This window comes from Nocardia sp. NPDC049935 (genome assembly GCF_055586645.1).
In genome coordinates this window covers 482,206-504,666 of record NZ_JBVJHV010000001.1, presented here as the reverse complement: position 1 = coordinate 504,666, position 22,461 = coordinate 482,206, and the positions used below count along the sequence as shown (strand labels likewise).

Sequence of the window (22,461 nt, the reverse complement as noted above, 5' to 3'; positions counted from 1 at the left end):
CCTCTTGCCACCCAAAACCGAATAACATACGGTTTTGGCAGGCGGCGTCTCGCACAACGATGTGACCAGCGGACAGGGAGACGATATGGACAACCCGGGACCGGTACCGGCAGGACAGGCCGAGGGGAGCCGAACCGAGCGGATCGCCCTCGGAAGCGGCGCGGATTTCTGGACCACCAAGGCGGTCGGGACGGTGCCCGCCCTGACCATGACCGACGGCCCGCACGGCGTCCGCAGACAGACCGGCGCCACCGACCATCTCGGACTCTCCGGGAGCGAACCCGCGACCTGTTTCCCGCCCGCGGTCGGGCTGGGACAGTGCTGGGACCCCGATCTGGTGCGCCGGGTGGGCGTGGCGCTCGGACGCGAAGCCCGGGCGCTCGGCGTCGATGTCCTGCTCGGGCCGGGTATCAACATCAAACGCGATCCGCGCGGCGGCCGGTCCTTCGAGTACTACTCGGAGGACCCCGTGCACACCGGCCGGCTGGGCGCCGCCTGGGTCGAGGGTCTGCAGAGCACCGGCGTGGGGGCATCGCTGAAACACTTCGCGGCCAACAACTGCGAGCACGACCGGATGCGATCCAGCTCCGATATCGATCCGCGGCCGCTGCGCGAGATCTACCTGCGCGCCTTCTCCCATATCGTGCGCACCGCCCGGCCGTGGACGGTGATGTGCTCCTACAACCGGATCAACGGCGTGCCCGCCGCGGCGAACCACTGGCTGCTCACCGAGGTGTTGCGCGACGAGTGGGGTTTCGACGGGGTGGTGGTCAGCGACTGGGGCGCGGTCGCCGATCGCGTCGCCTCCGTGGCCGCCGGACTGGATCTGCAGATGCCGGGCGATTCGGGCCGCGGCGACGCGCAGGTGGCCGCGGCGCTCGAGGCCGGCGCCCTCGCCGAGTCCGCTGTCGACCGCGCCGCCGCCGGGATGGCCGCGCTCGCCGCCAAAGCGGTGGCCGGGCGGAAGCGGGCCGGGCCGCCGCCGGATCCGGCCGAACACCATGCACTCGCCCGTGAGGTGGCGGGCCGCTGTGTCGTCCTGCTCCGCAACTCCGGCGATGTGCTGCCGCTGACCCCCGGGCGCCGAGTGGCCGTCATCGGTGAATTCGCCGAGTCGCCGCGATACCAGGGCGGCGGCAGCTCGCATGTGAACCCGACCTCGCTCGATATCCCGCTGGCGGAGATCCGTGCCCTCGCGGGCGAGGAGACTGTCACGTTCGCCCGTGGGTTCACCACCGACGGCTCCGGCGACCCGGACGCGCTGCGATCGGAAGCCGCGGAAGCCGCGGCGGGCGCCGACACCGCGGTGGTGTTCCTGGGCTTGGCTCCGTCGCAGGAATCGGAGGGTTTCGACCGCGACGATATCGAGTTGCCCGCCGACCAGCTCGTCCTGCTCGCCGATATCGTGCGGGCACAGCCGCGCACGGTGGTGGTCCTCGCGCACGGCGGGGTGCTGCGGCTCGCTCCGGTCGCCGGCCTCGCGCCGGCCGTCCTCGACGCCGCCCTGATGGGTCAGGCCGGTGGCGGCGCGATCGCCGATGTGCTGTTCGGGGTCGTGAACCCCTCGGGCCGGCTGGGCGAGACGGTGCCGGTCCGGCTGCAGGACGTGCCCGCGTACCCGGACTTCCCCGGCGAGAACTCCCATATCCGCTACGGCGAAGGCATCCATATCGGTTACCGCTGGTACGACGCCCGCGAGATGGACGTGTGCTATCCGTTCGGGCACGGGCTGTCCTACACCACCTTCGACTACTCCGATCCGGAACTCACCACGGACGATTCCGGTATCCGGGTGCGGGTTCGGGTCACCAATACCGGCGCCCGCGGTGGTCGCGAGATCGTGCAGGTCTACACCTCGATGCCCGGTTCGCCGGTGATCCGCCCGCCGCTGGAGCTCAAGGGTTTCGCCGCCACCGGTGAGCTGGCACCCGGGACCGGTGAGTGGGTCACCATCGATATCGCGCGCGAGGATCTCGCCTACTGGGAGACCCGCGCCGACCGGTGGATCGTCGAAGGCGGTGACTACCGGGTCCACATCGGCGCCTCGAGCCGCGACCTGCGCGGCTCCGGAACCGTCACGGTGACCGGCGACGAATTCCGGATCCCGATCACCGCGCGATCCACGCTCGGCGAAGCACTCGCGGACCCGAAAACCGCTGCCGCGCTGGCGGAGTTGTTCGGCGAAATGGCCGGCCGGATGGGTGACGGCGAGGCGCTGGGCGTCGATATGATGCGGATGATCGGCTCCATTCCGCTCGACCGGCTGGCCGGTTTCGGTATGGCCGACGAGGATCTCCGGAAACTGCTGGCCGCCGCGGACACCGAAGAACCGGGCCACCCGTCGTAACCGCTGCCGGATACCGCGGGACGAGGGCCGGCTGTGCCCGGGTCACGGCCGCGACAACTGCCCGACGCGCGCCGCCTCGCGCATGAGGTGATCGCGTTCGGGCACACTCGTCGCGGCCCGGGCGGCTTCGGCATACGACTCCGCGGCCGCGCCGAGATCGCCGGCGCGCTCCAGCAGATAGGCCCGGACCGCCGGGTACCGGGGCAGGCCGGAATCCACTTCGGTCAGCGCCGCGAGCCCCGCCCGCGGTCCGTCCGCCTCGCCCACCGCCACGGCCCGGTTCAGCCGCACCACGGGACTGCCGGTCAGTTCCAGCAGTTCGTCGTACCACTCGACGATCTGCACCCAATCGGTTTCCGCGGCGGCCGGGGCATCGGCGTGCAGGGCCGCGATGGCGGCCTGCGCCTGGTATTCACCGAGCCGGTCCCGGGCCAGGGCGGTCTGCAGGATCGTCACCCCCTCGGCGATCAGCGCGGTATCCCAGCGGGTGCGGTCCTGCGCGCCCAGCGGTATCAGCCGCCCGCCGGGACCGGTGCGTGAGGCCCGGCGGGCGTGATGCAGCAGCATGAGCGCGAGCAGTCCCGCGACCTCGGGGTCATCGGTGGCGGCGGCGAGGTGGCGCGTGAGCCGGATCGCCTCGGCCGCCAGGTCCACGTCTCCGCTGTAGCCCTCGTTGAACACCAGGTAGAGCACGCGGAGCACGGTCGCCGGATCACCCGGCCGGTCCAGCGGCAGACCCGCGAGCCGCCGTTTGGCCCGGCTGATCCGCTGTGCCATGGTCGCTTCGGGAACCAGGTAGGCCGTGGCGATCTGCCGGGTGGTCAGCCCGCCGACCGCCCTCAGGGTCAGCGCGACGGCCGACGCCGGAGCGAGGGACGGATGCGCGCACAGGAAGTAGAGCCACAGCGTGTCGTCGGTGGCGGGCACCGGGCCGGGCGGCGGCTCCACCTCGACCGAGACCTCCCGCCCGCGCCGGGAGGTCTCGGCGCGGGCGGCGTCCAGGAACCGGCGCCAGGCCGCCGTCACCAGCCAGCCCAACGGATCCCGCGGCGGATCCTGCGGCCAGGTTTCCAGCGCCCGGATCAGCGCTTCCTGGACGGCGTCCTCGGCCGACGCGAAGTCCGCTCCGCGCCGGACGAGAACCGCCAGCACCGCGGGCACCAGCTCCCGCAGCAGTGCGTCGTTCACTCTTCCGCCGAGAGCGTCTCGGAGAGCAGCGGCCGGACCTCGAGCCATTCATAGATCGGTTCGCCGCGGTACCCGGGCGCGGCGGACAACTCCGCCGCCAGTTCGAGGGCCCGATCCCAGGACTCCACGTCGATCACCATCCACCCCGCGATGAGATCCTTGGTCTCGGCGAACGGCCCGTCGGTCACCGGCGGGCGCCCGGCGCCGTCGCCCCGCACGAAGGTGCCCTCCGGCGCCAGCGCCCGCTCGTCCACGAACTCACCGTTCTCCTTCAGTTTGTCCGCGAAGTCCCGCATGTACTGCACATGGGCGTCGACCTCCGCCGGCGTCCAGCGATCCATCGGCACGAAATCGCCGACGGGGGTGGGGCCACCGCGGTAATGCTTGAGCATCAGGTATTTCATGGCGATTCTCCTTCGTCGTCGCGGCCCTCCCGGCCGCTCTCATCCCTGGGACGGAGCCCGCACCCGGTTCTCGACATCCACAGCATGCCGAATTCGAGATTATTTTCCAGCGCCGGCCGGGCCGCGCTGTGGCGATTTTCTCGATGCCCCGGCGCGGTGTGCGGGCTAGGTTCGATACCGGATCCCTATCGGGCCGACCAGGGAAGAGGTGTCCTGTGGCGAAGGTGTTTCCGCAGCTCGACGAGTCGTTGCGCGATTTCATCGGGAAGCAGGCGATGTTCTTCGTCGCCACCGCGCCGTCGGAGGGCGGCCATGTGAACCTGTCACCGAAGGGCTATCGCGATACCTTCGCCGTCCTCGACGATCACACCGTCGCCTACCTCGACCTGTTCGGCAGCGGCGTCGAAACCATCGCGCATCTGCGCGACAACGGCCGCATCACCATCATGTTCTGCTCGTTCACGCGGAATTCGCGGATCCTGCGCCTGTTCGGCACCGGTCGCGCCGTCCGGCCCGACGAATCGGAGTTCGACCGCCTGCGGCAGCATTTCGGCACCGAACACCCCGGTGTCCGGATGGCGATCGTGGTCGAGGTCGACCGCATCGCGGATTCGTGCGGATACTCGGTTCCCTACTACGAGCTCGTCGGCGAACGCCCGGTCCTCGACACCCATCACGCCCGGGTGCCCGCGGAGAAGTACGCGCAGCGGATCGCCGGCGACAACGGGCACAGCATCGACGGCCTGCCCGCCCTCGACCCGGGGCACCCCCTGCCCGGCTCGGTCGGACAATAACGCGCACCGGCAACCTACACAGGGTTTCCCTGCGCCTTGGGCAGGATCTCAACGGGTTGTCCATTGCCCATCCGGACCATAGCGTCGAGACCATGAAGTTCACCCCCGCCCGCCTCGCCGAACTCGACGGCTCCTTCCAGATCCTCAAGCGCCCCGGCCTCGACCGCCCGGCCGCCCAGCGCGACCCGAAGGTCATCGAAACCGTCTCCGAGATGCTGTCGGCGATCGAGAAGGGCGGGTTCGACGCGGTGCTGTCCTATGCCCGCGCACTCGACGGTTTCGAATCCGCTCAGGTCGAACTCGGCGCCGCCGACCTAGCTCGAGCCGGGGATTCGCTATCGCCCGAGCTGCGCGCGGCCCTCGAACTCGGCCACGAGCGCACCAGCGCCTTCGCGCGCGAAACCCGTTCGCATCTCGTCGATTTCGAAACCCAGCTGGCGCCGGGCCTGGTCACCGGTGTGCGTTACGTACCGATCACCCGGGTCGGCGCCTACGTCCCCGCCGGGCGGTTCCCGCTGCTGGCCGGGGCATTCATGACCGTGGGGGTCGCCAAGGTCGCCGGGGTGCCGACCGTGCTCGCCTGCACTCCCCCGCGCCGCGACGGCACCGCCGACCCCGCGGTCCTCTACTCCTGCCATCTCTCCGGCGCCGACCGGGTGTACGTACTCGGCGGTGTGCAGGCGCTGGCCGCGATGGCGTTCGGCCTGCTCGGCGAACCCGAGGTGGATATGCTCGTCGGCGCCGGCAACGCCTATGTGGCCGAAGCCAAACGGCAGCTGTTCGGGAAGGTCGCGATCGATCTGCTCGCGGGCCCCTCGGAGGTCGCGGTGATCGCCGACGAGACCGCCGACCCGGCCGTCGTCGCCGCCGATCTCCTCGGCCAGGCCGAGCACGGCACCGAATCCCCCGCCGCCCTGGTCACCACCTCACGACAGCTGGGTGAAGCCGTCATCGCCGCGGCCGACGCACAGCTCGAGACCCTGAAGACCCGGGATATCGCCGGCCCCGCCTGGCGCGACTACGGTTCGGTCACCTGGGCCGAGGACCCCGCGACCGCCGTCGCCCTGATGGACGATCTGGCCCCCGAACACCTCGAGATCCAGACCGCCGACGACGAGTACTACCACAACGCCCTGCACAACTACGGCTCGATCTTCCTGGGCCGCTGGAGCACGGTCGCCTATTCCGACAAGGGTATGGCCGGCACCAACCATGTGCTGCCCACCGCCGGCGGCGCCAAACACAGTGCGGGACTGTCGGTGTCACGCTTCCTCAAACCGCTGACCTATCAGCGGGTCGAGAAGTCGGCCACGCCCGAAGCCGCCGGCGCGGTCGAGACCATCTCCCGATACGAAGGTATGGCCGCCCACGAAGCGACCGCCACCATCCGGCTCGACGCCTACCGGAACGACGAGGCCTGACCCGGCCTCCGGCCGACGAGCCCCGCTGCGCACCCCCTCCCCTGCACAGGTGAGGGGGTGCGCGCCCGTCAGGGCTGCCGTGGTCCGGTGCGGGCCACGCACGCCTTGAAGGTTCATCATTTTCTGAATACAGATTCTGATGTACCGTTCTGTGGATGGAGACCGCTGTCCACACCGATGCCCTCGCCCGTTTCGGGCACGCCCTGTCGGATCCGACCCGTACCCGGATCCTGCTGAGCCTGCGGCAACAGCCCGGGTATCCCTCGGATCTGGCCGAACAGATCGGGGTGAGCCGCCAGATCCTGTCCAACCACCTCGCCTGCCTGCGCGGCTGCGGTCTGGTGGTCGCGGTGGCCGAAGGCCGGCGCAGCCGGTACGAACTCGCCGATACCCGCATCGCCGCGGCGCTGGGCGACCTGCTGGGCCTGGTACTGGCGGTGGACCCGGCGTGCTGCCCGGAGTCCGAGACCGAGGGCTGCTGCTGATGGCCTCGTTCGGTATGCCCTCGTTTCCGTCCACGGTGACAGCCGATCCGGATCCGGCGCGAAAAGCAGTGCTGACCCGGCGGATCCGCTGGTTCGTCGCGGCGACAATCACCTACAACGTGCTCGAGGCGATCATCGCGCTCGCCGAAGGCGCGCGGGTGTCCTCGACCGCGCTGATCGGGTTCGGTCTCGATTCGGTGATCGAGGTGTCCTCGGCCGCGGCGGTCGCGTGGCAGTTCGCCGGCCGGAATCCGGCGGCACGGGAGAAGATCGCGCTGCGTATCATCGCGTTCTCGTTCTTCGCCCTGGCCCTCTATGTCAGCGTGGATTCGGTCCGGGCCCTGGCAGGGCTCGGCGCGGCCCGGCATTCCACCGTCGGGATCGCCTTGGCCGCGGCGAGTCTGGTGATCATGCCGGTACTCTCGGCCGCGCAGCGCCGCGCGGGCCGCGAACTCGGCTCCGCGTCCGCGGTGGCCGATTCGAAGCAAACCCTGCTGTGCACCTACCTTTCCGCGGTGCTGCTCGCCGGGTTGCTGCTCAACAGCGTTTTCGGGTGGTCGTGGGCCGACCCGATCGCCGCCCTGATCATCGCGGCGATCGCGGTGAAGGAAGGCCGCGACGCCTGGAAAGGCGATACCTGCTGCCCGTCCCCCGCCGCGTTCACCGGCGACGCCGCCATCGAGGACGATTCCTGCGACTGCTGCGGCGACACCGCCGGAAAGGCTCGCTGAGGTAACGGCATCCGGCCGCGCCGTGAGTTCCGCCGGTCACCGCGCACTGTCGACGGCGAGCCGCACCCGCGCGGCGAAGGCATCGAGGACGTCGAGGTAGGCGTCGGGCACACCGACCGTCATCACCAGACCTTCACCGGTGGAACCGAAATCGAAGGTGAAGAACGAACAGCACTCCGACTCCCGGGCGGCCAGATCCCGCGCGACCGGTTCGGCCTCGGCGGCCACGACGAGTTCCAGCCGGGCCGGACCGGACCGGCGGAGGGCCCGCACCGAGTCGGCGAAGAACCGATCGAACTCGCCGACCCGGAGGGGCTGCGCGGCCGTCGGAAGCGTGCACGCCTCGGGTACCCAGCCGTCTCGATCCGGTGTGGTCGTCATATCTCGACGATAGGCCCGCGGCCCATCGGCCGACACCGATGGGCCGGGGCCGCCGGGCCGGTGTCGAGAACGCGACCTACATCTGGGCCCAGACGTATTTGTTCTGGAGGTAGGTTTCGATTCCGGCGCGGCCGGATTCGTGGCCCCACCCGGACTGTTTGTAGCCGCCGAAGGGTACGGAATGGTCGAAGACCATCTGGCAGTTCAGCGATACGGTTCCGGCCTGGAGTTTCTTGGCGAGGCGGTGGGCGCGGCCGAGGTCCTTGGTCCAGACCGTCGCGGCGAGCCCGTAGGTGCTGTTGTTCGCCAGCGCGACGGCTTCCTCTTCGGTGTCGAAGGGCAGAACGGTCACGACCGGTCCGAAGATTTCTTCCTGGAACAGCCGGCTGGTCTCGGGGTCGACATTGGTGGCGACGGTGGGCTGGACGAAATATCCGGTGCGGTCGACACGGTGCCCACCGGTGACGTATTCGACGCCGTCGTTCTTGCCCTGATCGATGTACCCGAGAACCCGGTTCAGCTGTTTGGCGCTGATCAGCGGGCCGATCATGCTGTCGGCCTCCTTCGGTCCGCCGAGTTTCAGGTTGTCGCCCAGGTTGGCGATACCTTCCACGACACGTTCGTAGACGCCGCGCTGGACGAGGATCCGTGAGCCGCAGACACAGGCCTGGCCGGAGTGGATGAAGGTACCGAATCCGGCCATGGTGACAGCCATATCGAGGTCGGCGTCGTCGAAGATCAGCACCGGCGATTTACCGCCGAGTTCGAGGGTGACCTTGTTCAGGTTGCTCGCCGCCGAAGCCTTGACGATTTCCCGGCCCACCTCGGTGGACCCGGTGAAGGCGACCTTGTCCACGTCCGGGTGGGCGGTGATCGCGGCGCCGGCGGTGTGCCCGTAACCGGTGAGCAGGTTGACCACGCCGTCCGGAACGCCGCCCTCGGTGAGGATGCGGTCCAGCACCACCGCCGAGAGCGGGGTCTCCTCGGCGGGTTTCACCACGCTGCTGCATCCGGCCGCCAGCGCGGGGGCGAGTTTGGCGCAGAAATTGAAGACCGGCCCGTTCCACGGGAATATCAGCCCGACCACGTCGTAGGGCTCTTTGATGCTGTAGGCGTGCATATGCGAGGCGACGCCGGTGAGCCCGCCGGTGTTCACGTCGTGGGCGATACCGTCGATCTTGGTGCACCAGCCGGCGTAGTAGCGGAACCACTCCGAGCCCACCCCGACGATGATCTGCGCCTGGGCCTCGGGGATACCGGCGTTCAGCGATTCGAGTTCGGCCAGCAGGCCCGCGTTCTCGTCGATGAGATCGGCGACCTTCCACAGCACCTTGGCGCGCTGGTGACCGGCCAGGCCCTTCCAGACCTCGGATGCGGAGGCCTCCTTGGCCCGGGCGACCGCGGCGTCGACGGCTTCGGGGCCGCAATCGGTGAACTCGGTGATCTGCTGCTCGGTGACCGGATCGATGATCGGGATCACCTCCCCGGTACCGGGACGTTCGCGAATCTGGTCCAACACTGTCTGCACCGACATGGCTCTCGCTCCTCGCGTTCTCGCGGCCCGGAACCGGCCTGGATCCAGCCCGGTTCCGAAAGCGCGGCAATCGTCACCCGATAGATCCGCATCCGCGTATGTTCGTTGCCTGTTTCTCCGCATATGCGGGTCAACAGTGCGAGAATAGCACTCTCCTCAGAGGGAAATGAGAATTCCCCGAGGGCTCGGCGGCATAGACGGGTCACCGGCCGTCCCGGCGTCGTCAGCGCGGCAGCGCCAGCAACTCCACCAGACCGCTTCGCTCGCCCCCGGGCTCGAGCAGGGCCAAGGCCTCGACACCGATCAACCCGGCCAGATGCGGTGTCTGGACCGCGCCGGCGCTCTGCCATACGCCGCCGGGCAGCTGCCGGACCGGCACCACCCGGGTGATCCCCGCGCTCACCGCGGTACCGGTGATCCGGCCCCACCACCGCGACCGCGGCGACCGGGCCGTGCACGCGTCCACGATCGCCGGTCCGGTGACCAGTAGTGCGGCGACCGCGGCAAGGGGATTACCCGGCAGCGCCAACAGCACCCGCCCGTCCGGCAGCACCGCGACCAGCTGCGAACCTCCCGGGCGCATCCGGACGCCGTCGAACAGCACCCGCGCCCCGATCCGGGTGAGCACCGCACGCAGATGATCGGCGGCGCCGCGACCGGTGGCCCCGATCATCACCACGACTTCCACCTCCCGCGGTGCGCGCAGCCAGGTTTCGAGCAGTTCCGGGCTGTCGCGCACATGCCAGACGTGCTCACAACCGATATCGACACCGCCCAGGTACCGCGGCAGTGCCGCCGCGAGGCTGTCGCGGGTCTGTCCCGCCCGCAGCGGTTGCCCGTCGAGCCGGATCTCGTCCCCGGTGAGCACCACGTCCGCGCGAACCGGCCCCCGCACCAGCAGACGGCCGGCCTCCGCGCTCGCCGCCGCCGACACCACCGCCGGGCATACCCGGGTCCCGGCCGGCGCCAGCACCTGCCCGGCCCGCCAGTGCTCGCCCGCCCGGCGGGTGTCGTCTCCGACGGCAGCGCCGGGATCCCGTACCACCAGCGCCCGCCCACCGGTGCGTTGTACCCGCACCCTCTCCTCACGCAGCACCGCGGTCGTACCGCGCGGAGTCGGGGCCCCGGTCGCGATCCGTACCGCCGCCCCCGAGACGAGGATCCGGCCGCTCACCCGCCCGGCCGGCAGAACCTCCGACCGCAACACCCACGGACCCTCGCCCGCGACCGCGTAACCGTCCATCGCGGCGGTATCCACCCGCGGCAACGCCACGGACGCGACCAGATCCACGGCCAGCGTCGCCTCCACCGCTGCCCCGGCGGCCCGCGAACACACCCCCAGCGGCTCGATTCCCGCCGTCAGAATCTCCGGTATCCGCGCCACCGTCACCGGGGCAGCCGATACCGCCTGCGTCACCGCACCGGACACCGATGCCTCCCTGAATCGCGGACGAATCGAACCCTCCGATCCTCATGGGCGGATATGACGGGCGATGCTCTCCGCAATGTCGCGGCAGTCACCAACCGCTCACCCGAGCGCGGCCGCGACGGTGCAGTCGGGCCTACGCGGCACGGCCGGGAGCTACCGTGATCCCATGCCCAGGTTCGTGGTCGGATCCACGGTGCAGCGACGTGAAGTACTGCACGGAGATGTCTGGATGACGATGCCGGTGCGAGTGATCGCCGACGACGATGTCCTCGCAGTCTGGATCGAAGAAGGCACACCGTTCACTTTTCCGCCGCATCCCTTCGGCGCCCATCCGTGGTCGGGGCAGAGTCGATGGATCGGCTCCGGTGTGTTGCAGCTGTACCGGGCCGGCGACGCCTATTCGGTGTGGGCGTTCTTCGTTCACGGCCGGTTCGACCGCTGGTACATCAACTTCGAAATGCCCTACCGCCGCGGCGCGGACGGTTTCGACACCGATGATCACGGCCTCGACATCGTGATCCGGAACGGGAAATGGGAGTGGAAGGACCGCGCGGACGTCGCGAAGCAGGTGTCCGAAGGCCGGCTCACCACCGCGCAGGCCGATTCGGTGTGGCGTGCGGCGGAGCGCGTCGCTTCCGCACTGGACCGCGGTGACTGCTGGTGGATTCCGCGGTGGCGGGGCTGGCGGCCGGGAGCCTGACGCGGCTTTTAAGTCAGTCGCTTGACTTCAAAAGAGCCGGGGTGTTTGCTGTCGGGACAGGGCACCGAGGAGCAACGATGACCGCCGAGAACACGTCCGCCCGAGCGGTGCGGGTCAACGCCACCCGCGAGGCGATCCTGGCCGCGGCCGAGCGCCTCTTCGCCGAGCGCGGTGTGAACGCGGTGTCGAATCGCCAGGTGAGCGAGTCCGCGGGGCAGGGGAACAATGCCGCGGTGGGTTATCACTTCGGCGCCAAATCCGAGCTGGTCCTGGCGATCGTGCGCAAGCATCAGGCGCATACCGAAGTGCTGTGCCGGGAGCGGGTGGCCCGGGTCGGAGCTTCTCCCGAGGTGCGCGATTGGGTGGAATGCCTGGTCCGGCCGGTGACCGAGCACCTCGGCGCACTGGGGCGCCCGAGCTGGTACGCGCGTTTCATCGCCCAGTTGATGCCCGATCCCGCCTACCGGCACCTGCTCACCGACGAATCACTGTCCTCGCGCGCCCTGCAATCGGTGATCGCGGGAGTACACCGCTGCACGGATCACCTCCCGGCCGACGTGCGGCGGGAACGAAATCTGATGGCGAGCCTGCTGATCGTGCACAGCTGTGCCGAACACGAGCGGGCGCTGGCCGCCGAGCAAACGGATCCGCTCGCGAGCTGGGACCGGACGGCCGCCCGGCTGGTGGATGCGATCACCGGCCTCTACCTGGCGCCGGACACCCGATGACCGCGGCACAGCCCTCGCGGCCTGCCGCGGCAATATCTTCGCGGCCCGCCGCGGCCGTCACCGATTGGAGTTCTCATGGACACTCGACCGTTCGATTCCGCTGATCGAGACGTTCGGCCCGTGCACAAACTGGCCACCTCGCGCCTGCGGTTCGAATGGGGCGACGAACGCTACCGGCTCGATATCGTCGCGCGCAGTATCGGCGATGTCGTGGAGCACGCGGGCGGATGGTTGTTCGACCGGGCGGTCGCGGGTTGGGATGTGGCGGTGCTGGTCGCCGATCCCTCCGACGACAGGCCGCTGCGCATCCTCGGCGCACGGATGCTGGATCTGCGCGACGTACTCGATTCCGGCGGATCGAACCGGCAACCCCATACCCTCGCTGTCGCCACCGGCGTCCTGGAACGGGACGCGCGGATGAGCAAGGGTTTGCACGCGGCACTGGACGACGGCGGACTGCAGGTCGTGGGGTGGGGCGAGGGCTGGCCGCAGGCGCCGGGCTACCGGGTGGACCCGGTGGTGCACCGGCTCAGCGCCGCGGCGCGCGCGTTCAAGGCACAGGCGCTGACCGCCGCCGGAACCCGCACCGCCGCTTCGGATGTCGGCTCTGTCGAGAGTTTCCGCAGCGGCGCCGCCTGGTGGCCGCCGGTGGTCGCCGATCTCGGCCCCGCTTCCTGAGCTCCGCCCGCCGCACCACACGGCCCGGAAACCCTGTCCCGGCACAGGGATTCGTGATCAACGGGTGAGAATGCGACGGACGATATCGTGCGCCGAACCGCCGGCTCCCGGGCGTCCCGCGGCGCCCAGGGCCGCGTCGAGGAGCGAACCGGCGTAGATCACCTCGAGCACTTCTGTGATATCCGCACCGCTCTCCGGTCCGACGGCGGCATGTACGCGGCGACGGACCTCGTCGTCGATAGCGCCTCGAAGGCCGACGATATGGCCGTATTCGAGATCGGATGACGGCGTGGCCGCGAGTTTGCGGCAGAACAGTTCGGCGACCAGATGCTCCGTGGAGGCGAAACAGACCGTCGCCGTCGCCAGCGGCAGCCGTGCCTCGGTCGCGGTGGCCGGGAGGGTCAGGCCCGCGAGACCGTGACGCGTCGCGACGACCGCCGCGGCGGCCAGGAGCCGATCGATGAGGCCCGTCTCGACGGCCTGCGATGGCGGCTCGGGCATCAGCCCTGCGTCCCGGTTTCCGCTTGCGGGGCGATGTGCGGCATATCGAGACCTCGAATCCAAACAGGTGTATGGACAGCTGTCCACACGATACACGCGATCTCCTGCCGAGTCCGCACCGAAGAGGGAGTGTTCATCGACACACGGCAGCGCGATACCGCACCGGAACGCTCCCGCGACACCCCCCGGCCGTTCGGCCGCGAAAACGGCCACCCGGCGCCGCGCGCGACGGACCGGATGGCCGCGTGATCGGTTGCCGCCAACCCGACAGGCAACCGATCCGGGAACGCACGACCGGCGACCGGTGGGATAACCCACCGGCCGCCGCCCGTACTCAGCGAATCGTCACCGCGACAGCGAGGTACGCAGATCGGTGACCGTGGCACGCCGCTCGTAGGCGATCCAGGCGAAGATCACCGCCAGCACCAGCGGGAAGATCGCCATCGCCGGCTCACCGGCCAGGAAAGCCTGCGTCCCCGCGGCCAGCACCGTGAGCACCGACAGCCCCGCGGCGGCCAGGGCACTCAGGCGCGGCACCATCAGCGCGATACCGCCCGCGACCTCCACGATCCCGATGAAGATCAGCAACCCGAACGGGATCGTCAGATTCTCTGGAGCGTTCTCGGTCAGCGAGTTCGGCATCACGAGCTTCGGCCCGCCCGAAGCGATGAGGAAGAACAGGCCCAGCAGGATCTGCAGGGTCCACAGGACACGGTTACGGGCCTTACCGGGACGGTAGGCGGTGGTGTCGGAGTAGCCGGCGGTGGGGTTGGCGGTGGTCATATCCGGTCCTTCGGGTCGGTCGCGCCGGGTTGGTAGCGCGTTCAACCGATAAGACGGCGCAGCACCGGAGTACTAATCGCCGGCCGCGAAACTTTCCCGGACCTCCTGGGAACTCCGCGCAATAAGTCTATATGTGCTCAATTGCGCACATATAGACTACCCTGATCGTGTTCGTGAACTCGCTCGAAGGACGTGTGATCGTGCTGGACGTAGTGGTTCATCCGGTGTTCCGCAGACTGTTCGGCGCCCAGGTGGTGGCCTTGACCGGCACCGGATTGCTGACCGTCGCACTGGGATTACTGGCATACGACCTGGCCGGAGCGGACGCCGGCGCGGTACTGGGCACGGCTCTGGCCGTCAAGATGGTCGCCTACGTCGCGGTGGCGCCGGTCGCCGCCGCGATCACCGGACGTCTACCGAGGCGGGCCGTGCTGGTCGGCGCGGATCTCCTCCGCGCCACGATCGCGGTGGGACTGCCACTGGTGGATCAGATCTGGCAGATCTACATCCTGATCTTCGTCCTGCAGGCCGCCTCGGCGACATTCACGCCCGCGTTCCAAGCGGTAATCCCGTCGGTGCTGCCGGACGAGCGCGATTACACCCGCGCACTGTCGCTGTCACGACTGGCCTACGACCTGGAAGCGGTGCTCTCACCACTGCTGGCCGCCGCGGCGCTGACCGTGCTGGGATACCACTGGCTGTTCGCCGGCACCACGGCCGGGTTCCTGGCCTCGGCGCTGCTCGTCGCGACCACCCCGCTCCCGGTCCCACCGGCCGCGGCGGACTCCACGCCGTGGACCGCCCGGATCCTCTCCGGGGTCCGCATCCTGGGGTCGCGGCCGGTGTTACGCGGGCTGCCGGCGTTGCATCTGGTCGTCGCGGCCGGAACCGCACTCGTGCTGGTCGACAGTGTCGTCTACGTCCGGGACATCCTGGGCGGCTCGAACTCCGGCGTGGCGATCGTCCTGGCGGTTTTCGGCGCCGGTTCGATATCGACGGCACTGGCGCTGCCGCGGATTCTCACCGGCCTGCCGGACCGTACGGTGATGATGACCGGCGCCTGGGTCGTTCCCGCCGCCCTCGCCACAACCACCGCGCTCCCGGCCGCCGGCCCGGCGATCGGCTGGGCGGTCATCACCGCGGCCTGGTTCGCCCTCGGCGCCGCGACGTCGATGATCAACACCCCCACCGCCCGGCTGCTGCGCTACCGAACCCGTGAACACGAGCGGCCGACGGTGTTCACCGCGCAGTTCTCCCTCTCCCACGGCTGCTTCCTGCTCACCTATCCGATCGCCGGATGGATCGGCACGCACGCCGGCCCTACGACCGCGGCGGCGATTCTGACCGCGATCGCTACACTCGCAGCTATCACCGCCGCTCGCCTCTGGCCTGCCTCGACGCCGGTCGCGCCCGAATTGGTGGCGGCCGGATGAAAGCGGTGACGACGATGGCCGAACACGCGGACGAACACACCACCACCGCGCCCAGCCTCATCCATCCGATCGCTCCGGACCCCGCCCATCTCGAAGCGGCCACCAGCGTATTCGCGATGCTGTCCGATCCCACCCGGCTGCACATACTCTGGCTCCTCACCCACGGCGAAGCCGATGTCACCGCCCTCGTCGAGGCCTGCGGCGCCTCCCGCACCGCCGTCAGCCAGCACCTGGCCAAACTCCGTTTCACCGGCCTGGTCGACACCCGCAGAGAAGGCCGCCGCGTCATCTACCGCCTCCCCGGCGGGCACCTCACCCGGCTGCTCCGCGAAGGACTCAACCACGCCGACCACATCATCACCGGCGAACCCCCACACGAATAGCGCCGAGCAACCGGGCCCGGTCACCACACCGATTCCGGCCGCGACGACACTGGAGCCGTGGCCGCCGAACTGCGCTCTCTGACCGTCGATATCGAGACCGACCGCTGGAGTGGGACCGTTCTCGCGGAGGTGGACCTGACGGTCGCGCCGGGGCAGGTCACGGCCGTACTCGGCGGGCCCGGCGCCGGCAAGACCATGCTCGCCTACGCCTTGACCGGCCGCCTGCCGGAATCCGCCCGCGCCACCGGGGAAGTGCTGATCGACGGCAGTGTCGGCTACGTACCGCAGGACGGTATCGACGCCTTCGCCCGGGACCGCACCGTCGGCGCCCAACTCCGGGATCTGGAACAGCGGTACCGATCCCGGACGGTCGAGCAGGCCTGCGCGGCCGCCTGCTACCCGCTCGACGCCCGGGACCTTCTGCCGCGGCACCATTCGGCGGGCCAGATCCAGCGCGCCGCCGTCGCCGCCGCCCTTCTCACCGGCCCGGAGGTGCTGATCGCGGACGGCCCGACCTCGTCCCTGGATCAGGCCAACGCCTTCGGGGTGTGGAAATCGCTGCGCGAATACGCGGATTCGGGCGCGGCCCTCCTCGTCGTGACCCACGATGTCCCCCTGCTCACCGGCACCGGTTTCGCGGACCGCATGGTGATCATGAGCAACGGCCGCGTGATCGCCGACGGGACGCCATCGGAGCTCTCGGCCTCCACCGATCCGCGGGTCGGGATGTATTTCCGATGGCCCTGAGGCGGCCGCGTATCCCTACGGCCAGGTTTTCCGGGCGCGCAGGCCGGCGAAGCCGATCGCGAAATCCGCCAGGATCTCGAATATCGCGGCGAACCAGGAGAATCCCGTGACCCGCGCCGAGGCCGGCGGGTCGATGAAACTGTCGCTCAGCGGTCCGAACCAGTCCGGGAACACGTGGACCAGGATGAAGCCGAACGCGCTGACGAAACCGACCGTGACGGCCGCGGCCGGCGCCCACCGATGGCCGGTGAACACCAGCACGATGGTCGCGATCGCCAACACCATCTGAACGACGCCGAGGGTCATGACGAGCATCGACACCGTATCCATCCCGCGGCGGAAATGGTCGGCGGCGTGGACGGCCAGCGCGATCGCGAAGACAACGGTCGTCCAGCGCAATACGGTGTTCGGTGACCCGGAATCCCCGGGCACTCCCGCGGTCTTGTCGATCATGAACCCCTCCCATCGTTTCGTACTACGACCAATTGTAGTAGTCAAAACGCGCCCGGTCGGGCTTTTACGCCGACGCCCGGGAGGCGATTACCCGGGAGCCCGGGTCGACGGGTGTCCTGCCGTGACCGCTTCCTGGCCGGTCAGGCGATCGATGCGGCGATCTCGCCGGCCGTGGCGACCCGGCCCAGCACCGGGAAGACGCGGGTCAACGACCTCTCGTGACCGGCCGGGTCCGGGTCGGAGACGGCGTCGGCGGCCACGACGATATCGAAACCCAGGTCATAGGCAGTGCGTGCGGTCGATTCCACGCCGAAGGTCGTCGCCAGTCCCGTGACGACGACCGTGGTGATCCCGTCGCCGCGTAGTCGCTGTTCGAGATCGGTGCCGGCGAAACCGCTCCAGGCCCGTCGGCGCAGCACCGGCTCGGTCCCGGTGGGCGCGACCTCCGGCGGGATGACGGTCTGTTCCGCATCCCAGCTCCGGCCCGTCTCGGCGTAGGTGGTGCGGCCGTCGGGGGTACCGGTGGCGAGCAGGTACACGACAGTGCGACCGGCCCGGCGGAATCCGTCGAGCAGGAACGAGACCCGGTCGAGCAGCCGATCGGCGGGGACGGCACGCGCGTTGGGCAGTGTTCCCGATTGCATATCGACCACGAGGAGAGCGCTGGTGACGGGGAGCTCGGTTATCGGCATACGGCCGATCCTGCCGGAATCCGGACGTTCGTGGGATATCCCGGGACCGACCCCGGGTTCCGCTCCCCCTTTCAGGTTATACACGATCGACGGTCCTCATGAGTTTCCCGATTGTGGTCCATAATCGCCGACTGACGAGGAAACAAGAGGTCAGGAGGGCGGAATGGGATTCGTGCCGGGTTTGCGGGAGATCGACCGGACGCAGATCCACGAGGTCGGCGGGAAAGGCGCGAACCTCGGTGAATTGTTCCGGATCGAGGGTGTCCGGGTACCGGACGGTTTCTGCGTGACGACGGCCGCGTTCCGGCCGGCCCTCGCCGCCGTCCCGGGGATCGACGAATTACTCGACCGGCTGTCGCGCCTCGAACCGGAGGATCGGGAGGCGATCGGTGCGACGAGTGCGCGGATCCGGGAGGCGATCGAGACAGCCGGCGTTCCCGATGAGGTCGCGGCGGAGGTCAGCGGCGCCCTCCGCCGGTTCGGCGCCCACGACGCCTATGCCGTCCGGTCCAGCGCGACGGCCGAGGATCTGCCGACCGCCTCGTTCGCGGGTCAGCAGGACACCTATCTGAACGTGGTGGGAACCGAGGCGGTGCTCCGGCATATCGGCCGGTGCTGGGCTTCGCTGTTCACCGAGCGCGCCGTCACCTACCGCCTGCGCAACGGGTTCGATCACCGGAAGGTGCTGATGGGTGTGGTCGTGCAGCGGATGGTCGTACCGGAGGCGGCGGGGATCCTGGTCACCGCCGACCCCGTGACCTCCAACCGGAAGGTCGTATCCGTGGACGCCGGTTTCGGTCTCGGCGAGGCGATGGTCTCCGGTCTGGTGAACGCGGACGTCTACAAGGTGCGCGACGGCGTCGTCACCGAGCGGACCGTGGCCACCGAGAAGGTCGCCGTCGTACCGGACCCGGCGGGCGGCACCCGCCTGCGAGAGGTCGAGGCCGACCGCCGGCACCGGCCGGTGCTGACCGACGAGCTGATCCTGGAGCTCGCCCGGCTGGGCCGCCGCATCGAAGCGCATTTCGGTAGTCCCCAGGACATCGAATGGTGTCTGGCCGACGACGGTTTCCGCATTGTGCAGAGCCGGCCGGTCACCACCCTGTTCCCCATTCCCGCGGCCGCCGACGACGCGAACCGCGTATACGTCTCAGTCGGCCACCAGCAGATGATGACCGACCCGATCAAACCTCTCGGAATCTCGGTGTGGCAGCTGACGAGCCGGGCGCCGATGCGCCACGCGGGCGCCCGCCTGTTCGTGGATGTCACCGAACGGCTGGCCTCGCCCGCCGGTCGCCGGGCCGTGGTGGAGGCACTCGGCACATCGGATCCGCTCATCGGGGACGCGTTGCGCACCGTCCTCGAACGTGCGGATTTCCTCGCGCCGGTACCGGACGAACCTTCCGCCACGCCGTCGGCCGGTGGTGGCGCCACCCCGATAGCGACCGATCCGGCGATCGTCACCGAACTGATCGCCGACAACCGGGCCTCCGTCGCGGCGCTCGCCCGCGATATCGAGAACAGGACCGGGCCGGAACTGCTCGACTTCATCCTGGCCGATTTTCCGGAGATGCAGCGGCTCATGTCCGATCCGCGCAGCTACCAGGTGATCATGGCGGGGATGGAGCCCGCCTGGTGGCTCAACGAGCATATGCGGGAGTGGCTGGGTGAGAAGAACGCCGCAGATACGCTCGCGCAATCGGTTCCGCACAACATCACCTCGGAAATGGGCCTGGCACTGCTGGACGTCGCCGATGTGATCCGGCCGTATCCGGAGGTGACCGCCTTCCTGCGGCACGTCGAGGACGCGGGCTACGAGGACCGGAGTTTTCTCGACGAGCTGGCGCCGTTGCCAGGCGGTCCCGAGACCCGGGCGGCGCTCGAGTCCTACCTCGACCGGTACGGGATGCGCTGCGCCGGCGAGATCGACATCACCCGGCCGCGCTGGAGCGAACGTCCCGCGGCTCTCGTTCCGACGATTCTCGGCAATATCGAGAGCTTCGAACCGGGCGCCGCCCGGCGACGTTTCGAGAAAGGTCTGCGCGAGGCCCGGGAGAAGGAAGAAGAACTTCTCACGCGCCTGCGTGCGCTACCGGATGGAGAGTCGAAAGCCGATGAGACGGCCCGCATGATCGACCGCCTCCGGACCTTCTCCGGGTACCGGGAGTATCCGAAGTACGGCATCGTCAGCCGCTACTTCTTGTACAAACAGGCGCTGCTGCGCGAGGCCGGGCGCCTCGTGACGGACGGGGCGCTGCGCCACCGGGAGGACATCTTCTACCTCACCGTCGACGAACTGCACGATCTGGTGCGCACCCGCCGAGCCCGCGACGAGCTGATCTCGCAGCGGAAAGCCGAGTTCTCCCTCTACCGGGCGCTCACGCCGCCGCGGGTCCTCACCTCCGACGGTGAGACCTTCGCCGGTGACTACCGGCGCACCGACCTCCCCGCCGGGGCCCTGGCCGGAATGGCGGTATCCGCGGGCATCGTCGAGGGCCGGGCCCGCGTCGTCTCGGATATGGCGCAGGCCGATCTCGAAGCCGGCGACATCCTCGTCACCGCCTACACCGATCCGAGCTGGACCCCGCTGTTCGTCGCGATCGCGGGCCTGGTGACGGAGGTGGGTGGCACGATGACCCACGGCGCGGTGATCGCCCGTGAGTACGGACTACCCGCCATCGTGGGCGTCGAGCACGCGACCGGGCTCATCCGCGACGGTCAGCGGATCCGGGTGAACGGAACCGACGGGTACGTGGAGATCCTGCCCGCGGCCGGATAGGGCAGGACCGCGGTCGATCCGCGTCCGCCGGATCACGCCGGGAGACGGGTCAGACGCGTTCCTTGGAACGCGTCCGCACCCGGAGCGCGATCGGCTTCTGGGTTTCGGCGAAGAAATCGTTGCCCTTGTCGTCCACCACGATGAACGCCGGGAAATCCTCGACCTCGATCTTCCAGACCGCCTCCATACCCAGCTCCGGGTATTCGAGGACCTCGACCGATTTGATGCAGTCCAGCGCGAGCCGGGCGGCCGGACCGCCGATGGATCCGAGGTAGAAGCCGCCGTGTTCCTTGCAGGCCTTGGTGACCTGGGCGGAGCGGTTGCCCTTGGCCAGCATCACATGTGATCCGCCGGCCGCCTGGAACTGGTCGACATAGGAGTCCATCCGGCCCGCGGTGGTGGGGCCGAAGGAACCGGACGCGTAGCCGTCGGGGGTTTTGGCGGGGCCGGCGTAGTAGACGGCCATATCGCGCAGGTACTGCGGCATCTCCTCGCCCGCGTCGAGGCGTTCCTTGATCTTGGCGTGGGCGATGTCGCGGGCCACCACCAGCGGCCCCGAGAGCGAGAGCCGGGTCTTGACCGGATATTTCGACAGTTCCGCGCGGATCTCGTCCATCGGCCGGTTCAGATCGACCTGCACGACATCGCCGCCGAGGATGGCGTCGGTCTGTTCGGGCAGGTACTGCGCGGGTTCGCGCTCGAGCTGTTCCAGGAACACACCCTCGGGGGTGATCTTGGCCAGCGCCTGCCGGTCGGCGGAGCAGGAGACCGCCAGCGCCACCGGGCAGCTGGCGCCGTGGCGGGGCAGCCGCACCACCCGGACATCGTGGCAGAAGTACTTACCGCCGAACTGCGCGCCGATCCCGAAGGACTGGGTGAGTTCGAAGACTCTCTGCTCGAGTTCCAGGTCGCGGAAGGCGTGCCCGGCCATCGAACCCTCGGTGGGCAGGTTGTCGAGATAGTGCGCCGACGCGTACTTGGCCGTTTTGAGCGCGAATTCGGCGCTGGTGCCGCCGATCACCACGGCGAGGTGATAGGGCGGGCAGGCCGCGGTACCCAGCGAACGGATCTTCTCGTCCAGGAACTCCAGCATCCGGGTGGGGTTCAGAACCGCCTTCGTCTCCTGGTACAGGAACGATTTGTTGGCCGATCCGCCGCCCTTGGCCATATAGAGGAACTTGTAGGACGGCTTCACCGGATCGCCGGGCGCGGAGTACAGCTCGACCTGCGCGGGGAGATTGGATCCGGTGTTCTTCTCGTCCCACATGGTCAGGGGCGCGAGCTGCGAATAGCGCAGATTCAGCTTGGTGTAGGCGTCGAACACGCCGCGGCTGATCCATTCGGCATCGTCGACGCCGGTGAGCACGCCCTCGGATTTCTTACCCATCACGATGGCCGTGCCGGTGTCCTGGCACATGGGCAGGATGCCGCCGGCGGAGATGTTGACGTTCTTCAGCAGGTCCAGTGCGACGAAACGGTCGTTTCCGCTGGCCTCGGGATCGTCGATGATACTGCGCAGCTGCGAGAGATGGGCGGGCCGCAGATAGTGGCTGATGTCGTGCATCGCCTCGGCGGTCAGCATCCGCAGCACCTCGGGCTCGACCTGCAGGAAGGTCCGGCCGCCGGATTCGAAGGTGCTGACGCCCTCGGTGGTGAGCAGCCGGTACGGGGTGTCGTCGGCGCCGATCGGGAGCAGGTCTGAATAGCGGAACTCGGGCGCGGTCACCGATCGCACTCCTTTGGAGGTGGGCTGCGGGTCGAACAGGCGCAGCCGCGGTGAGGGCCACTGCGCCGGGGGTCGAACGCTATGAGCGTAGCGAGGGCCGACGGCCTCACCTGCAGTTAGGCAAACCTAAATCGTAACCCGGCG

The 22,461-nt window shown here is 69.0% G+C and carries 22 protein-coding genes; 12 read left to right on the top strand and 10 right to left on the bottom strand.

Annotation, left to right across the window (positions count from 1 at the left end):
• Positions 1–85 precede the first annotated feature (85 nt).
• Positions 86–2,347 (top strand): glycoside hydrolase family 3 C-terminal domain-containing protein, encoded by a 2,262-nt coding sequence (locus tag ACZ6SF_RS02400; protein ID WP_466061314.1) that lies wholly within the window; start codon positions 86–88, stop codon positions 2,345–2,347.
• A gap of 42 nt (positions 2,348–2,389) precedes the next feature.
• Here the strand turns inward: ACZ6SF_RS02400 and ACZ6SF_RS02395 are convergent, their stop codons facing one another.
• A complete protein-coding gene (locus ACZ6SF_RS02395; RefSeq protein WP_466060034.1) occupies positions 2,390–3,535 on the bottom strand; it encodes an RNA polymerase sigma factor in 1,146 nt (381 codons plus the stop codon).
• Entirely contained in the window at positions 3,532–3,939 is a 408-nt protein-coding gene (locus tag ACZ6SF_RS02390) for a YciI family protein (RefSeq protein WP_466060032.1), read from the bottom strand. The genes ACZ6SF_RS02395 and ACZ6SF_RS02390 overlap by 4 nt, the downstream gene beginning before the upstream one ends.
• Positions 3,940–4,154: 215 nt before the next feature.
• On the opposite strand from ACZ6SF_RS02390, the gene ACZ6SF_RS02385 reads away from it, so the two are divergent.
• The 4 genes from ACZ6SF_RS02385 (at position 4,155) to ACZ6SF_RS02370 (ending at position 7,370) form a co-directional block, all read left to right on the top strand.
• Positions 4,155–4,733 carry a pyridoxamine 5'-phosphate oxidase family protein gene (locus ACZ6SF_RS02385; RefSeq protein ID WP_466060030.1) on the top strand — a complete coding sequence of 193 codons (579 nt, stop codon included), beginning with the start codon at positions 4,155–4,157 and terminating at the stop codon, positions 4,731–4,733.
• 92 nt (positions 4,734–4,825) lie between these two features.
• Entirely contained in the window at positions 4,826–6,154 is a 1,329-nt protein-coding gene (gene hisD / locus ACZ6SF_RS02380; protein WP_466060028.1) for a histidinol dehydrogenase, read from the top strand.
• A 155-nt stretch (positions 6,155–6,309) separates the two neighbouring features.
• Positions 6,310–6,639, top strand: coding sequence for an ArsR/SmtB family transcription factor (locus ACZ6SF_RS02375; RefSeq protein WP_466060026.1), 330 nt, complete (start codon positions 6,310–6,312; stop codon positions 6,637–6,639).
• Positions 6,639–7,370 (top strand): cation efflux transmembrane domain-containing protein, encoded by a 732-nt coding sequence (locus ACZ6SF_RS02370; RefSeq protein WP_466061313.1) that lies wholly within the window; start codon positions 6,639–6,641, stop codon positions 7,368–7,370. The genes ACZ6SF_RS02375 and ACZ6SF_RS02370 overlap by 1 nt, the downstream gene beginning before the upstream one ends.
• 36 nt (positions 7,371–7,406) lie before the next feature.
• Here the strand turns inward: ACZ6SF_RS02370 and ACZ6SF_RS02365 are convergent, their stop codons facing one another.
• The 3 genes from ACZ6SF_RS02365 to ACZ6SF_RS02355 all read right to left on the bottom strand — a co-directional run bounded on the left by ACZ6SF_RS02365 (position 7,407) and on the right by ACZ6SF_RS02355 (position 10,714).
• Complete coding sequence (locus ACZ6SF_RS02365; RefSeq protein ID WP_466060024.1) at positions 7,407–7,751, bottom strand: hypothetical protein; 345 nt, start codon at positions 7,749–7,751, stop codon at positions 7,407–7,409.
• 76 nt (positions 7,752–7,827) lie between these two features.
• Complete coding sequence (locus ACZ6SF_RS02360; protein ID WP_466060022.1) at positions 7,828–9,285, bottom strand: aldehyde dehydrogenase family protein; 1,458 nt, start codon at positions 9,283–9,285, stop codon at positions 7,828–7,830.
• A 223-nt stretch (positions 9,286–9,508) separates the two neighbouring features.
• Positions 9,509–10,714, bottom strand: coding sequence for a molybdopterin-binding protein (locus ACZ6SF_RS02355; protein WP_466060020.1), 1,206 nt, complete (start codon positions 10,712–10,714; stop codon positions 9,509–9,511).
• A gap of 166 nt (positions 10,715–10,880) precedes the next feature.
• Between ACZ6SF_RS02355 and ACZ6SF_RS02350 the strand changes: the two genes are divergently transcribed.
• From ACZ6SF_RS02350 to ACZ6SF_RS02340, 3 genes are all read left to right on the top strand, one after another.
• Positions 10,881–11,414, top strand: coding sequence for a DUF402 domain-containing protein (locus ACZ6SF_RS02350; RefSeq protein ID WP_466060018.1), 534 nt, complete (start codon positions 10,881–10,883; stop codon positions 11,412–11,414).
• Between the two features lie 77 nt (positions 11,415–11,491).
• Positions 11,492–12,142: a TetR/AcrR family transcriptional regulator gene (locus ACZ6SF_RS02345; RefSeq protein WP_466060016.1), complete on the top strand. Its 651-nt coding sequence runs from the start codon at positions 11,492–11,494 to the stop codon at positions 12,140–12,142.
• 75 nt (positions 12,143–12,217) lie between these two features.
• Entirely contained in the window at positions 12,218–12,820 is a 603-nt protein-coding gene (locus tag ACZ6SF_RS02340; RefSeq protein ID WP_466060014.1) for a hypothetical protein, read from the top strand.
• Positions 12,821–12,877: 57 nt separating this feature from the next.
• On the opposite strand, the gene ACZ6SF_RS02335 is transcribed toward ACZ6SF_RS02340, so the two are convergent.
• Entirely contained in the window at positions 12,878–13,321 is a 444-nt protein-coding gene (locus ACZ6SF_RS02335) for a hypothetical protein (RefSeq protein WP_466060012.1), read from the bottom strand.
• Between the two features lie 345 nt (positions 13,322–13,666).
• Positions 13,667–14,104 (bottom strand): DoxX family protein, encoded by a 438-nt coding sequence (locus tag ACZ6SF_RS02330; RefSeq protein WP_466060010.1) that lies wholly within the window; start codon positions 14,102–14,104, stop codon positions 13,667–13,669.
• Positions 14,105–14,277: 173 nt separating this feature from the next.
• Here ACZ6SF_RS02330 and ACZ6SF_RS02325 point away from each other — a divergent pair, with 173 nt between their 5' ends.
• Genes ACZ6SF_RS02325 through ACZ6SF_RS02315 form a run of 3 tightly spaced genes read left to right on the top strand, consistent with a single transcriptional unit; the run spans position 14,278 to position 16,667 of the window.
• Positions 14,278–15,537: an MFS transporter gene (locus ACZ6SF_RS02325; RefSeq protein WP_466060008.1), complete on the top strand. Its 1,260-nt coding sequence runs from the start codon at positions 14,278–14,280 to the stop codon at positions 15,535–15,537.
• Positions 15,534–15,920 (top strand): ArsR/SmtB family transcription factor, encoded by a 387-nt coding sequence (locus ACZ6SF_RS02320; protein WP_466060006.1) that lies wholly within the window; start codon positions 15,534–15,536, stop codon positions 15,918–15,920. The genes ACZ6SF_RS02325 and ACZ6SF_RS02320 overlap by 4 nt, the downstream gene beginning before the upstream one ends.
• Before the next feature lie 57 nt (positions 15,921–15,977).
• Positions 15,978–16,667, top strand: a complete 690-nt coding sequence (locus ACZ6SF_RS02315) for an ATP-binding cassette domain-containing protein (protein ID WP_466060004.1) — start codon at positions 15,978–15,980, stop codon at positions 16,665–16,667.
• Between the two features lie 15 nt (positions 16,668–16,682).
• On the opposite strand, the gene ACZ6SF_RS02310 is transcribed toward ACZ6SF_RS02315, so the two are convergent.
• Together ACZ6SF_RS02310 and ACZ6SF_RS02305 are read right to left on the bottom strand one after the other, a co-directional pair.
• Entirely contained in the window at positions 16,683–17,120 is a 438-nt protein-coding gene (locus ACZ6SF_RS02310) for a hypothetical protein (RefSeq protein WP_466060002.1), read from the bottom strand.
• 140 nt (positions 17,121–17,260) lie between these two features.
• The gene (locus ACZ6SF_RS02305; RefSeq protein WP_466060000.1) at positions 17,261–17,812 is read right to left on the bottom strand and encodes a cysteine hydrolase family protein; all 552 of its coding nucleotides are present in this window, start codon (positions 17,810–17,812) and stop codon (positions 17,261–17,263) included.
• A 163-nt stretch (positions 17,813–17,975) separates the two neighbouring features.
• On the opposite strand from ACZ6SF_RS02305, the gene rph reads away from it, so the two are divergent.
• Positions 17,976–20,591, top strand: coding sequence for a rifamycin-inactivating phosphotransferase (rph, locus tag ACZ6SF_RS02300; protein WP_466059998.1), 2,616 nt, complete (start codon positions 17,976–17,978; stop codon positions 20,589–20,591).
• 49 nt (positions 20,592–20,640) lie between these two features.
• Here rph and ACZ6SF_RS02295 read toward each other — a convergent pair whose 3' ends face one another.
• Positions 20,641–22,317 (bottom strand): fumarate hydratase, encoded by a 1,677-nt coding sequence (locus tag ACZ6SF_RS02295; RefSeq protein WP_466059996.1) that lies wholly within the window; start codon positions 22,315–22,317, stop codon positions 20,641–20,643.
• Between the last annotated feature and the right edge of the window lie 144 nt (positions 22,318–22,461).